Genomic DNA, 13169 nt, shown 5'->3' with positions numbered 1-13169 from the left:
GGGCGCGGCCCGCCTTAGCAAGGCATGGCGGCACCCTTGCGCGAGTAGCACCACCAGGTGATGGCAATGCAGCTGACATAGAATCCGATGAAGCACCACAGGGCCGTGTCGGGGCTGCCCGTCATGGCGATCGAAGTGCCATAGCTCTTCGGAATGAAGAAGGCGCCATAGGCCGCCACTGCCGAAGTAAAGCCTAACACAGCGGCGCCTTCCTTGTTGGCGTCGACGATGGCCTGGTCCTGCACGGCCTTGGGCTTGCCGGCGGCGGCGCGCTGGCGCTCCGTCAGGAAGATCACTGGGATCATGCGGAAGGTCGAGGCATTGCCCACGCCGGTGCCGGCGAACAGCAGCATGAACATCCAGAAGAAGCCCGTGAAGTTGCCGGTCAAGCCGTCATGCGGTGCGAAGTGCAGCACGCCCACCACGGCCAGGATCATGCCGATGAAGGTCCAGAAGGTGACGCGGGCGCCGCCCAGCTTGTCGGAGATGATGCCGCCCACCACGCGCGCCAGCGCACCGACCAGAGGGCCGAGGAAGGCGTACTGCAGCGGGTTCACGTCGGGGAACTGGGTTTTCATCAGCAGCGGGAAGCCGGCCGAGTAGCCGATGAACGAGCCGAAGGTGCCCGTGTACAGCCAGCACATGAGCCAGTTATGCTTGCGCTTGAAGATCACGGCTTGTTCCGCGAACGAAGCCTTGGCCGAGGCCAGGTCGTTCATGCCGAACCAGGCCAGCAGGCTGCTGACGGCGATGAACGGCACCCAGATGAAGCCGGCGTTCTGCAGCCACAGGTTGCTGGTCTGACCCAGCTTGCCGATGGTCTGCGCCTCGCCGCCGATGGAGCCGAAGATGCCCATGGTGATCACCAGCGGCACCACGAACTGCACGGCCGAAACGCCCAGGTTACCCAGGCCGGCGTTCATGCCCAGCGCATAGCCTTTCTGCGCCTTGGGGAAGAAGAAGCTGATGTTGGCCATGGACGAGGCGAAGTTGCCGCCGCCGAAGCCGCACAGCAGGGCCAGGATCAGCATGGTCGGGTAGCCGGTGCTGGTGTCCTGCACGGCAAAGCCGATGCCGATGGCCGGGATCAGCAGCGAGGCGGTGGAAATGGTGGTCCACTTGCGCCCGCCGAAGATGGGCACCATGAACGAGTAGAAGATGCGCAGCGTGGCGCCGGACAGGCCGGGCAAGGCCGTCAGCCAGAACAGCTGGTTGGTGCTGTACTTGAAGCCGATGGCGGGCAGCTTGACCACCACCACGCTCCACACCATCCACACGGCGAACGCCAAGGCCAGCGCGGGGATGGAGATCCACAGGTTGCGGTTGGCCGTACTTCGGCCCGTGTTTTGCCAGAAGGCCGGGGTTTCCGGCTCCCAGGTATTGATCATGTACTTGCTCATACTATTCTCCTGATTTCACTTTGATATTGGGGTCGGAAACGGTTTATGCGGCAGCTGCCTGCGCGCCGCGGCGGGCGTCGCTGGCGGCCGGCGCCGCGGCGCCGGGACGGAACGAGAAGTGCATCCACACCAGCGATACGCAGACCGTGCCGTACAGCAGCATGAAGGCGCTCGAACGTACGCCCGTCAGGTCGACCAGGGCGCCGAACATGATGGGCAGGATGAAGCCGCCCAGGCCACCGGCCAGGCCCACCACGCCGGACACGGCGCCGATGTTGTCGCTGAATTCGTCGCCGATGAACTTGAAGACGGAAGCCTTGCCGATCGCCATGGCGGTGCCGACGATGAACAGCACGGCCGTGAACATCCAGGGCGATACGCCCAGGTGCACCACCAGGTCGCCCTTGATGGTCTTGACCACCATGTCGGTCTGCGGGTACGACAGCAGGAAGAAGCACACCCAGCACACCCACATCACGGCCCAGGTGACCTTGTGGGCGCCGTAGCGGTCCGAGATCCAGCCGCCCAGCGCGCGCAGCACGCCGCCCGGCAGCGAGAAGCAGGCCGCCAGCAATGCGGCCAGGCGCAGGTCGAAGCCGTATTCGGCCACGTAGTATTTGGTCATCCACAGCGCCAGGCCCACATAGCCGCCGAACACGACGGAGTAGTACTGGCAATAGCGCCACACGCGGCGGTCCTTGAGCACCTTGAGCTGGTCGGTGAAGCTCACCGTGCCGGGCACCAGGTGCGACGGATCGCTGTAGCTAAAGGCCCAGAAGGCCAGCGCCGTCAGCAGCATGGTGGCCGCATAGACGGTGGGCAGCATCTGCCAGCCGAAGGCGGTGATGATGGCCGGCGCCACGAACTTGGTCAGGGCCGAGCCGGAGTTACCGGCGCCGAAGATACCCATGGCCAGGCCGCGGCGCTCCTTGGGGAACCAGCGCGCCACATAGGGCGTGCCGACCGAGAACGAGCCGCCGGCCAGGCCGACGAACAGGCCCAGGGTAAGGAATTGCCAGAATTCCGTGGCGCGCCCGATCAGGTAGATGGGGATCACGGTCGCCAGCATCAGCGCGAAGAACACCACGCGCCCGCCAAAGCGGTCGCACCAGATGCCCAGCGGGACGCGCACCAGCGAGCCGCTCAGCACGGGCATGGCGGCCAACAGGCCGAACTGGGTCTCATTCAAGCCCAGTGTCTTCTTGATCGGGATGCCCAGCACGGCGAACATCATCCAGATCGCGAAGCAGATGGTGAAGGCCGTCGTGCTACTGACCAGCACCCGTATCGCTTTATTCTTGCTTTCCACTTTGCCTCTCCTGACACACTATGGGATGACGTCAGGGTACGCGGCAACGCACAGAGACACTATTATCCGTAGGGCTAATTCTCGACGGCAATCAGACTAGCCCCCTCAGCCAAAAGAACTAGTCGCCAGGTCCAGCCGTTGCAAAAACTGCATTGGCGCGCCCCCGCCCTGCCCGGCGCCGGGCAAGGCCACCAGGTCGGCCAGCGTGGCCCGGTCCAGCACGGCCAGGTAGGCGGCCGTGGCCTGGCCCAGCAAGCCTTTCAGCCCGCAGCAGCTGGCGTAGGGACACACTTCGCGCGCCGCATCGAAGCAGGCCGCCATATAAAAGTCGTTCTCCGTGTGACGCACCACGGCGCCCACGCTGATCTCGCTGGGCGCCCTGGCCAGGCGCAGGCCGCCGTTGCGGCCCCGTACCGTCTGCACCAGGCCCGTCAGGCCCAGCTGGTACACCACCTTCATCAGGTGGTTCTTCGAAATGCCGTGCTGGCTGGCGATATCCTGGATCGTCACCAGACGATCGCGCTGGCCCGCCAGGTGTATCAGCGTGCGCAGCGTGTAGTCGGTGTATGCGGTCAGCCTCATGGCTCCCCCTTGTTAATCTGTACACAAAACCCTCCCATTGGAGGCATTGTTGGATTATTGATGCATCCAAAATATTTGTTCATAACTTGGATCAAGAAAAACATACATTTGTTATGCTTCTTTAAAACCGCGGCCTATTATTCGTATCAGACGAGCGCCAACACAAAGGCTCGCCCCGATTTCACACACCAACCATGAGGAACTTAGCCATGCACGCCACGCGCAAACTCTGGACCTGGCTGGCCGTCATCTGCGTCCTATCCTTCACCGTACTCGGGTGGGTAGGCGCAGAGATTTACCTGACAGCCCCGCCTATCCCCAAGCACATCGTCTCCAACGATGGTCAACAGCTCTTCACGGGCGAGCAAGTCCAACGCGGCCAGGAAGCATGGCTGGCGGCTGGCGGCCAGCAACTGGGCACCGTCTGGGGCCACGGCAGCTATGTGGCACCCGACTGGTCGGCCGACTGGCTGCACCGCGAAGCGCTGGCCCTGCGCGAGATCTGGGCCCAGCACGAGTACAAGGTGCCGTTCGACCAGCTGAACAAGGCCACCCAGGGCGCGCTCAACGCACGCCTGCAGGAAGAAATGCGCCATAACAGCTACGACAAGGCCAGCGACACCATCACGCTGTCGGCCGACCGTGCCGCCGCCGTGCGCGCCGTGGCCGAGCACTACATGGGCCTGTTCGGCACCGATCCCAAGCTCGAAGCGCTGCGCGTCCAGTACGCGATGAACACCAACTCGCTGCCTGACCACGACGACCTGCAGGCGCTGCCCGCCTTCATCTTCTGGTCCGCCTGGGCCGCCGGCACCGACCGTCCGGGCGCCACCCTGCTCAGCTATACGAGCAACTGGCCCAGCGAACCGCTGATCAACAACCGCCCGACGGCCACGGCCGGCATCTGGTCGGTCGCCTCCATCATCCTGATGATAGGCGCCATCGCCGCCATGGTCATGTACCACTCGACCGCCAAGGAAGAGGAAGATCCCGTTCCGCCGAAGAATGACCCGCTGTTCAGCCTGAAGGCCACGCCTTCCATGAAGGCCACCAAGAAGTACTTCTTCGTCGTCATCGGCCTGATCCTGGCCCAGGTGGCCATGGGCGCCATCACCGCCCACTACGCCGTCGAAGGCCACAGCTTCTTCGGCTTCCCGCTGGCCGACATCCTGCCGTTCACGGTCAGCCGCACCATCCACACCCAGTTCGCCGTGCTGTGGATCGCCACCGCCTGGCTGGCCACGGGCCTGTACATCGCGCCAGCCATTTCCGGCCATGAGCCCAAGTACCAGAAACTGGGCGTGAACCTGCTGTTCTACGCACTGCTGTTCATCGTCGTCGGCTCCACCGCCATGGGCTGGATCGGTTCCGTCGGCCACAAAGGCAGCGCCTTCGCATTCTGGATCGGTAACCAGGGCCTGGAATTCACCAGCATGGGCCGTGTGTGGCAAATCCTGCTGTTCGTCGGCCTGCTGTTCTGGGTCACGCTGCTGGGCCGTGGCCTGTGGCCTGCGCTGAAAAAGCCTTCGGAAAGCCGCGGCCTGATCGCCATGGTGTTCCTGTCGGCCCTGTGCATCGGCGGCTTCTACGCCACCTCGCTGACCTGGGGTCGTACCACCCACTACTCGATGATCGAATACTGGCGCTGGTGGCTGGTCCACCTGTGGGTGGAAGGCTTCTTCGAAGTGTTCGCCACCGCCGTCATCGCCCTGCTGTTCACCCGTCTGGGCCTGATCCGCGCCGCCACCGCCAACAGCGCCATCGTGCTGGAAACCATCGTGTTCCTGTTCGGCGGCATCCTGGGCACGCTGCACCACCTGTACTTCACCGGCACGCCTACCTTCGTGATCGCCATCGGCGCGATGTTCTCGGCGCTGGAAGTGGTGCCGCTGTCGATGATCGGTGTGGAAGCGTTCCGCAACTACCAGCGTTCGAAGGCCGCACCATGGGTCCAGAGCTACAAGTGGTCCATCCTGTGCTTCATCGCCGTCGGCTTCTGGAACACGGTGGGCGCCGGCCTGCTGGGCTTCTCGATCAACACCCCGATCGCGCTGTACTACATGCAAGGCCTGAACATGACGGCCGCCCACGGCCACGCCGCCCTGTTCGGTGTGTACGGCATGCTCGGTATCGGCCTGATGCTGTTCTGCCTGCGTGGCCTGTCGGACCGCGCCGCCTGGGCCGACAGCCTGCTCAAACCGATGTTCTGGCTGCTCAACATCGGCCTGGCCATGATGGTGTTCATCTCGCTGGTGCCGGCCGGTATCTACCAGGCCTGGGCCAGCGTCACCGAAGGCATGTGGTTCGCCCGCTCGCCTGAAGTGATCCACTCCAAAGTGATGGAAACGCTGGTGTGGATGCGCGTCCCTGGCGACATCGTGTTCGCCCTCGGCACGCTGTTCCTGGCGCTGTTCGCATGGCGCCTGCTGACCGGCGGCAGCAAAGCCGCCGCCACGCAAGCGGCGGTAACGGGCGCCGACCGCGCCTGATCGATGTAGTCCCACGGGCCGCCACGGCGGCCCATCATGCCGGGGAGGCGCATGCCGCCTCCCCCACTTTGATTAAATTGAACTGGAGTGTTAACATGTCCCACGATTGCTCGCAACCGACCGGCCCCGAAGGCATCTATCCTTTCGACGCGCGCGGCGTTGCCAAACGATTCCGCCACGCCGCCATCTTCGGCGCGCTCGATGCCCTCAACCCCGGAGAAGTCATGCGCTTTTGTAACGACCACGACCCGCTGCCGCTGCTGAACCAGATCGCCAACTTCTTCGGCCCCAAGATCAAGGTCGCCTACGTGTCGCGCCAGCCGGGCCAGGTCATCATCGACTTCCTGGTCGCCGCCTGACCGCCACGCATGGACTACTACGCCATCAAGCATTTTCACATGGGCTGCGCTGCCGTCAGCGGCAGCCTGTTCCTGCTGCGGGGCTACTGGATGCTGGCCAGTCCGGCCACCCTGCAGCAGCGCTGGGTGCGCACCGCGCCCCACGTGGTGGACACGGCGCTGCTGGCCAGCGCGCTGACCATGGTAGTCCTGTCCGGCCAGTATCCGTTCGTGCAAGGCTGGCTCACCGCCAAGGTGCTGGCCCTGCTGCTCTACATCGCACTGGGCACCATCGCCCTCAAGCGCGGCAAGACCCGCACCGTGCGCGCCACCGCCTTTGCCGGCGCCGTCGCCGCCTTCCTCTACATCGGTTCCGTCGCCTTCACCAAGCAAGCCTGGCCGTTCTGAACGGGCCGCGCCCTGCGCCTCAAGATTTGACAATTTACATCAAGGAAAGTCTTCCAGCCGGTACGTAGCATGGTGTTGTCGTCCACAACAGGGATGGCACCCTCAACCAACAAGGTGAAGAAGATGAAGAAGAAATACAAACTTGCCGCGACCTGGCTGGCCAGCGTCACCGCCGCACTCAGCATGGTTCCCGTCAACGCTGCCGCGCCTGCGGCTCCGGCTGCAGAAGCCGCCCTGCCCGTTGTAGTGCAGGAACTGGTGGCGCCGCCCGCGCTGCCCCCGCGCATTACCCGCACGACGGCCGCGCGCGTGGTGGTCAACCTGACGGTGGAAGAAGTGGAGCGCGAAATCGCCCCCGGCACGCGCTATACCTTCTGGACCTTCGGCGGCACCGTGCCGGGCAAGATGATACGTGTGCGCGAAGGCGACACGGTCGAGCTGCACCTGAAGAACCTGCCCGGCAACAAGCTGCCCCACAATATCGACCTGCATGCCGTGACCGGCCCCGGCGGCGGCGCCGCGCAGACCCTGATCGCACCGGGCAACGAAGCCACCTTTACCTTCAAGACCCTCAATCCCGGCCTGTACGTCTACCACTGCGCCACGGCGCCGGTCGATATGCACATCGGTAACGGCATGTACGGCATGATCCTGGTCGAGCCCAAGGAAGGCATGCCGCCCGTCGACAAGGAATTCTATGTGATGCAAGGCGACTTCTACACCACCGGCGCCTACCGCGCCCCTGGCCTGCAGGCGTTCGACATGCAAAAGACCATCGACGAGAAGCCGACCTACGTGCTGTTCAACGGCGGCGACGGCGCGCTGACGGGCGCCAACTCGCTCAAGGCCAACGCCAACGAGAAGGTGCGCATGTACTTCGGCGTGGGCGGTCCCAACATCACCTCCAGCTTCCACATCATCGGCACCATCTTCGACAAGGTCTATACCGAGGGCGGCACCCGCTACCAGGAAAACGTGCAGACCACCATGGTGCCGGCCGGCGGCTCGGCCATCGTCGAATTCGTGCCGCGCGTACCGGGCAACCTGACGCTGGTCGACCACTCGCTGTCGCGCGCCTTCAACAAGGGCGCCATCGGCCTGCTGGCCGTGACCGGCCCTGAGCAGCCGGCCATCTACAGCAAGGGCATCAAGACGCCGCTGCCGGGCGTCGCCAAGGCGGCAGCGCCTGCGCCGGCAGCGCCGGTGGTGACCGGCTCGGCCCACGCGGCCCAGCAGGTACGCGGCAAGCAAGTGTACGAAGCCACCTGCGCCGCCTGCCACCAGGCCGACGGCAAGGGCGTCGCCGGCGTGTTCCCGCCCCTGGCCAATTCGGACTTCTTCCAGCAACGTCCGTATGAGATGGCGCACATCGTCATCAACGGCCGCAGCGGCGAACTGGTGGTCAACGGCGACCATTACAACGGCGTGATGCCGGCCCAGGACTTGAACGACGAGGACGTGGCAGCCGTCATCAACTACGTCAACGTGGAGCTCAACAAGGGCAAGCCGGTGATCACGCCGGCGCAGGTGCGCGACATGCGCAAGGCCAAGTAACCATGGCCACCTCGCCACGCCATCTTGTGGCAGCCGGCCTGGCGTTCTGCCTGGCCGCGCTGCCATGCGCCGCCGGCGCCAGCGGCGGCGACTACCGCCCGCTGCCCGGCGGCCAGCTGCGCAGCGTGCTGCCGGCCGATGGCGTGGCGTCCGACGCCACCGTGGCCCCGTTCCAGATGCGTACCCGCCCCGTCACCAACGGCGAGTTCCGCGCGTTTGTGCGCCAGCATCCGGAATGGGAACGCGGCCAGGCGCCGGCTCTATTTGCTTCGCCTACCTATCTGCAGGGCTGGGCCACCCCCGACGATCCGGCGCCGCTGGCGCTGGACGCACCCGTGATCCGCGTCAGCTGGTACGCGGCAGCGGCGTTTTGCGCCAGCGAGCAGGCCCGCCTGCCGCGCTGGTATGAATGGGAATTTGCGGCAGCGGCCGACGAGCACCGGCCCGACGCCCGCGACGATCCGGCCTGGCTGGCCCGCATCCTGGACTGGTACGCCTCGCCCGGCCATGGCCCGCTGCAATCGGTGGCGGCCGGCGCGCCCAACTACTACGGCCTGTACGACATGCACGGCCTGGTGTGGGAATGGGTGGACGACTTCAACGGCCTGTTCGTCAACGCCGACAGCCGCGCCAAGGGCGAACAGAAGACGCTCGACTACTGCGGCGGCGCCGCCGTCTCGCTGGCCGACCGCCGCAACTACGCGGTGCTGATGCGCCTGGCCCTGCTGGCGGCCATGGAAAGCCAGCAGGATGGCGCCAACCTGGGCTTCCGCTGCGCGCGCGACGCGGCTCCCTGAACTCTAGGAATTCATCATGACAATCCGTTCAAATTTCACCCGCGGCGCGCTGCGCGGCACGCTGGCCTGCACGCTGTTGCTGGCCGCCGCCCTGTCCGCGACCGCGGCACCGGCCTCACCGGCCGCCGCCGCCCGTCCTGCCTTTTCGGGCGCCTCGCTGTACCAGCTGGACACCACCCTGACCGACAGCCTTGGCCAGCGCAGCAGCCTGCGCGACATGGCCGGCCAGGTGGCCCTGGTCACCATGTTCTACGGCGATTGCAACACGGCTTGCCCGGTGGTGATCGAAAACCTCAAGCGCACGGTCGCCGTCCTGGGCCCGCAGGGCCGCAAGCTCAAGGTGCTGATGGTCAGCCTCGACCCGTTCCATGATTCACCGGCCTCGCTGGCCCAGCTGGCCGGCAGCCACCACCTCGACACCAGCCAGTTCAAGCTGGCCGTGGCCAAGGATGAAGCGCAGACCCGCACGATGGCGGCCGCCCTCAACATCAAGTTCCGCGTGATGGGCAGCGGCGAAATCAACCACACGGCCCGCATCGTCCTGATCGACGCCGGCGGTAACGTGCTGGCCGCCAGCAGCAAGCTCGATGCCACCCCGGAGCCGGAGTTCCTGAAGCAGATCGCCGCCGCATTGAAAGCCGGCTGATCCCGCCGGCCAGGGCCGACGGCGCACGCCTAGCGGCAAACGCGCAACGCGGCCACCGTCAAGATCAGGATGGGAAGCAGCAGGCTCCAGAACTGCCACGCCACGCAGGCATAGGCCCCACTGACCGCACCCAGGCCAAAGGCCAGCACCGGCCACAGGAATTTGTTGATGCGCTGGCGTGTTGCGCCATCCCTGCCGCCGCCCATCAAATCGAGCAAGTCGATCACCACCTGGGTGACATTGCCGGTCATGACGGTGGTGGGCGCGAGATCCGTCCAAACCAACCGGCTGGCGGCGTTCTGCACGCCCATGGCCGCCGCCCCTGCCATGCCGGCGCACAGGGCCAGCAGCGTATCGGGCGCCCGTATCGGCTCGGCCAGCGAACCAAGCAGCATAAAGGCCAGCAGGAAGACAATTTGCATGCCCAGCGCCACGCCGAATGGCGCCCGGTTCCGCGCCTGCAGCCGGTTCACCACCAGGCGCGTCAACACCACGGCGGCGATAAAGGCCGGGAATGCCAGGAACTTGATCAGCACCCCATGGCTGGGCCGCGCCAGCTCGCTGCCGATCAGGACAAAGTTGCCGGTGACATGGGCCGTAAACAAGCCAAACAGCGACATGAAGCCGACGGTATCCACATAGCCGGCCACGTAGCCCAGCCCCACTCCCAAGTATTTGTTGTGCTCCAATTAGCCCCCCGATGTCAAACGCCACGCGGCAGCAAGGCCCGCAGCAGGATCAAGACTGCAAACCGCCCAACACGAAACCGGCGCTCATGGCCGCCACCGGCAATGTTCCGATGGGCGCGGACCGTCCGTCTCAGAACGCAAAGCAGCTGCAGCCCAGCGCGCCCCAGAAGCCGGCAAATTCCGACACCGGCACGGTCGACTTGCGCGCCACGTCGTGCGCGTGTGCGTGCACGGAGCAGGCGCCGCGGCACTGGTGCGGCATGGCAGCCCGCGCCTGCTTGCCTTGCTGCGCCTTTGCCAGCGGCCGGTAATGCCCGCTCACCTTGGCCACCGGCGACCATTCCGGCAGCACCGGCAACGGTGGCGGCGCCAGCGGCGTGAACTCCGCCGCCCCATACACAATCTTGCCGCCCACGACAGTCAGCACGGACTCGATGGCCTTGATGTCATCCTCATGCACGCTGAAGAAATCGGCCGACAGCACGGCCAGGTCGGCCAGCTGGCCGGCCTTGATCTGCCCCTTCTTGCCCTGCTCGTTGGAGAACCAGCTGCTGCCCCGGGTCCACAACTCCAGCGCCGTTTCGCGCGGCAGCCTGGCGCCGGCGTCATACAGGCGCAGCCCGCCCACGGTGCGGCCAGACACCAGCCAGTACAAGGCCGTCCACGGGTTATAGCTGGCCACCCGCGTGGCGTCGGTGCCGGCGCCGACCGGCACGCCCATTTCCAGCATCTTGGCCACGGGCGGGGTGGCGCGGGCGGCGTCGGCGCCGTAACGCTCGACAAAATATTCGCCCTGGAACGCCATCCTGTGCTGGATGGCGATGCCGCCGCCCAGGGCCCGGACTCGCTCGATATTGCGCTCGGTGATGGTCTCGGCGTGGTCGAACATCCAGTGCAGGCCATCGAACGGAATCTCGCGGTTGACCTTTTCGAACACGTCGAGCATGCGCGAAATCGATTCATCGTAGGTGGCATGCAGGCGGAACGGCCAGCGCTGGCTGACCAGGTGGCGCACCACCTTTTCCAGTTCGTCTTCCATGCCCTCGGCCAGCTCGGGCCGAGGTTCCAGGAAATCTTCAAAGTCGGCGGCCGAAAACACCAGCATTTCGCCGGCGCCGTTATGGCGATAAAAATCGTTGCCGTCGCCGGGCTTGACCAGCTGGGTCCATTGCTGGAAGTCCTGCAGCTCCTGCCCTTTGTTCTGGGTGAACAGGTTGTAGGCGATGCGTATCGTCAGCTGCTCGTCCTTGGCCAGCTGGTCGATGATGGCGTAGTCCTCCGGATAGTTCTGGAAACCGCCGCCGGCATCGATGGCGCTGGTCAGGCCCAGCCGGTTCAATTCGCGCATGAACTGGCGGGTGGAGTTCACCTGCTGTTCCAGCGGCAGCTTGGGGCCCTTGGCCAGGGTCGCATACAGGATCATCGCATTGGGGCGGGCGATCAGCATGCCGGTCGGGTTGCCGGCGGCGTCGCGCTGGATCTCGCCGCCGGGCGGATTCGGGGTGTCCTTGGTATAACCCACCGCCTGCAGCGCGGCCCGGTTCAGCAAGGCGCGGTCGTACAGGTGCAGGATAAAGACCGGGGTGTCTGGCGCGGCCGCGTTGATTTCATCCAGGGTCGGCATGCGCCGTTCGGCAAACTGGAACTCGGTCCAGCCGCCCACCACGCGTACCCATTGCGGATGCGGTGTGCGCGCAGCCTGGTCCCTCAGCATGCGCAGGGCGTCGGCCAGCGAGGGCACGCCTTCCCAGCGCAGCTCCAGGTTGTAATTGAGGCCGCCCCGTATCAGGTGCAGATGGGAGTCGTTCAGCCCCGGGATGACGGTGCGGCGCTGCAGATCGACCACCTTGGTGGCGCTGCCCTGGTAGCGCATCACCTCTTCGCCCTCCCCCACGGCCAGGAATTTGCCATCCTTGATGGCGACGGCGCTGGCCACGGGCTGGCTGCGGTCTACGGTGTGGATACGGCCATTGTGCAAGATCAGGTCGGCGTGCATGGTGCTTCCTTTGTGGTTCGGCGGTAACAGCGGCTTCGCCAGGCCAGCCTGTCCGGCCAGACGCCGGACAGGCTCGCTGCTAGCTCAGCCATTTAACTGGCGTAAGCGGTCAATGGCCTTCGGATGCGTTGAACATGGTCTTGGCATAGATCAGGCCAAGACCATAGCCGCCGCCGTGGGCGATGGAGGTGGCCACGGTCTGATTGTACGTCTCGCCGCGGGCCCAGTCGCGCTGCAGTTCCAGCAGATACTGGAGCGACGTCATGGGCCGAGCGCCGGCCTGGATCATGCGTTCCATGCCGCGCTGGTGGGCTTCATCGGACACGTCGCCGCAGGCGTCGGCGATGACATACACCTCAAACCCCTGGTCCAGCGCCGACAGCGCGGGGCCGACGATGCAGACCGAAGTCCACAGACCGGCCAGCACGATCTTGTCCTTGCCGATGGCATTGACGCGCTCGGCGATGCGGCCGTCCTCCCAGGTGTTCATGGTGGTGCGGTCGATCACCTGATCTTCCGGGAAGACCGACTTGATTTCGTCGAAGATGGGGCCCGAGAACGACTTTTCCGCAACCGTGGTGAGGATGGTCGACACCGTAAATTCCTTGGCGGCCTTGGCCACCAGGGCGGCATTGTTGCGCAGCAGGGTGGCGTCGATGGACTTGGTGGCGAACGACATCTGCGACTGGTGGTCGATCATGATCAGGGTGTGGTTGCTGGGGTCCAGCAGGGTCTTGCCGGGTTGGGCTTTGGCGATGGGCATGGTGTTCTCCTTGCGCTATTGAGTGATGTTGGTCGAATTTCAATGGTCGATTTTTTCGAATACACTTCATGTGGGAAGCGCGATTCGATGTACGCAGTATGATTGCCACTCCAGAAAAAGAAAAACGGAAAAAGTCCCGAGCTATATTCGAAAAAATTGAACATATGGGATTTACGGCCGCAAACAACGGTTAACGTG

12 protein-coding genes are annotated in these 13169 nt (G+C 64.8%); 6 read left to right on the top strand and 6 right to left on the bottom strand.

Annotation, left to right across the window (positions count from 1 at the left end; translation table 11 throughout):
• Window positions 1–14: 14 nt before the first annotated feature.
• The 3 genes from AC3WOS_RS07975 to AC3WOS_RS07965 form a co-directional block, all read right to left on the bottom strand.
• Window positions 15–1400 (bottom strand): NarK family nitrate/nitrite MFS transporter, encoded by a 1386-nt coding sequence (locus tag AC3WOS_RS07975; protein ID WP_492715360.1) that lies wholly within the window; start codon window positions 1398–1400, stop codon window positions 15–17.
• Between the two features lie 43 nt (window positions 1401–1443).
• Window positions 1444–2709 (bottom strand): MFS transporter, encoded by a 1266-nt coding sequence (locus AC3WOS_RS07970; protein WP_492715359.1) that lies wholly within the window; start codon window positions 2707–2709, stop codon window positions 1444–1446.
• A 105-nt stretch (window positions 2710–2814) separates the two neighbouring features.
• Window positions 2815–3291 carry an RrF2 family transcriptional regulator gene (locus AC3WOS_RS07965; RefSeq protein WP_492715358.1) on the bottom strand — a complete coding sequence of 159 codons (477 nt, stop codon included), beginning with the start codon at window positions 3289–3291 and terminating at the stop codon, window positions 2815–2817.
• A gap of 209 nt (window positions 3292–3500) precedes the next feature.
• Between AC3WOS_RS07965 and AC3WOS_RS07960 the strand changes: the two genes are divergently transcribed.
• From AC3WOS_RS07960 to AC3WOS_RS07935, 6 genes are all read left to right on the top strand, one after another.
• Entirely contained in the window at window positions 3501–5780 is a 2280-nt protein-coding gene (locus tag AC3WOS_RS07960; protein WP_492715356.1) for a nitric-oxide reductase large subunit, read from the top strand.
• A gap of 95 nt (window positions 5781–5875) precedes the next feature.
• Window positions 5876–6139, top strand: a complete 264-nt coding sequence (locus AC3WOS_RS07955; protein WP_492715355.1) for a DUF2249 domain-containing protein — start codon at window positions 5876–5878, stop codon at window positions 6137–6139.
• Window positions 6140–6148: 9 nt separating this feature from the next.
• Window positions 6149–6526, top strand: coding sequence for a SirB2 family protein (locus tag AC3WOS_RS07950; RefSeq protein ID WP_492715354.1), 378 nt, complete (start codon window positions 6149–6151; stop codon window positions 6524–6526).
• A 93-nt stretch (window positions 6527–6619) separates the two neighbouring features.
• The gene (gene nirK / locus AC3WOS_RS07945) at window positions 6620–8080 is read left to right on the top strand and encodes a copper-containing nitrite reductase (RefSeq protein ID WP_492715353.1); all 1461 of its coding nucleotides are present in this window, start codon (window positions 6620–6622) and stop codon (window positions 8078–8080) included.
• Window positions 8081–8082: 2 nt separating this feature from the next.
• Complete coding sequence (locus tag AC3WOS_RS07940; RefSeq protein ID WP_492715352.1) at window positions 8083–8877, top strand: formylglycine-generating enzyme family protein; 795 nt, start codon at window positions 8083–8085, stop codon at window positions 8875–8877.
• Between the two features lie 16 nt (window positions 8878–8893).
• Window positions 8894–9523, top strand: a complete 630-nt coding sequence (locus AC3WOS_RS07935; protein WP_492715351.1) for an SCO family protein — start codon at window positions 8894–8896, stop codon at window positions 9521–9523.
• Between the two features lie 29 nt (window positions 9524–9552).
• Here AC3WOS_RS07935 and AC3WOS_RS07930 read toward each other — a convergent pair whose 3' ends face one another.
• From AC3WOS_RS07930 to AC3WOS_RS07920, 3 genes are all read right to left on the bottom strand, one after another.
• On the bottom strand, window positions 9553–10212 hold the full coding sequence (locus tag AC3WOS_RS07930) for a YoaK family protein (protein WP_492715349.1): 660 nt from the start codon (window positions 10210–10212) through the stop codon (window positions 9553–9555).
• Window positions 10213–10342: 130 nt separating this feature from the next.
• The gene (locus tag AC3WOS_RS07925) at window positions 10343–12208 is read right to left on the bottom strand and encodes an amidohydrolase (RefSeq protein ID WP_492715347.1); all 1866 of its coding nucleotides are present in this window, start codon (window positions 12206–12208) and stop codon (window positions 10343–10345) included.
• Window positions 12209–12317: 109 nt separating this feature from the next.
• A complete protein-coding gene (locus tag AC3WOS_RS07920) occupies window positions 12318–12971 on the bottom strand; it encodes a hydrolase (RefSeq protein WP_492715346.1) in 654 nt (217 codons plus the stop codon).
• Window positions 12972–13169: the final 198 nt, after the last annotated feature.

This window comes from Rugamonas sp. FW305-51, assembly GCF_058786935.1.
Note: the sequence above shows the minus strand (reverse complement) of the source record. Positions and strands in the feature narration are given on the sequence as shown.

Coding starts and splice junctions, on each gene's coding strand:
- AC3WOS_RS07935 (WP_492715351.1), top strand. CDS start 8,894: ATGACAATCCGTTCAAATTTCACCCGCGGCGCGCTGCGCGGCACGCTG.
- AC3WOS_RS07925 (WP_492715347.1), bottom strand. CDS start 12,208: ATGCACGCCGACCTGATCTTGCACAATGGCCGTATCCACACCGTAGAC.
- AC3WOS_RS07975 (WP_492715360.1), bottom strand. CDS start 1,400: ATGAGCAAGTACATGATCAATACCTGGGAGCCGGAAACCCCGGCCTTC.
- AC3WOS_RS07960 (WP_492715356.1), top strand. CDS start 3,501: ATGCACGCCACGCGCAAACTCTGGACCTGGCTGGCCGTCATCTGCGTC.
- AC3WOS_RS07955 (WP_492715355.1), top strand. CDS start 5,876: ATGTCCCACGATTGCTCGCAACCGACCGGCCCCGAAGGCATCTATCCT.
- AC3WOS_RS07950 (WP_492715354.1), top strand. CDS start 6,149: ATGGACTACTACGCCATCAAGCATTTTCACATGGGCTGCGCTGCCGTC.
- nirK (WP_492715353.1), top strand. CDS start 6,620: ATGGCACCCTCAACCAACAAGGTGAAGAAGATGAAGAAGAAATACAAA.
- AC3WOS_RS07920 (WP_492715346.1), bottom strand. CDS start 12,971: ATGCCCATCGCCAAAGCCCAACCCGGCAAGACCCTGCTGGACCCCAGC.
- AC3WOS_RS07940 (WP_492715352.1), top strand. CDS start 8,083: ATGGCCACCTCGCCACGCCATCTTGTGGCAGCCGGCCTGGCGTTCTGC.
- AC3WOS_RS07965 (WP_492715358.1), bottom strand. CDS start 3,291: ATGAGGCTGACCGCATACACCGACTACACGCTGCGCACGCTGATACAC.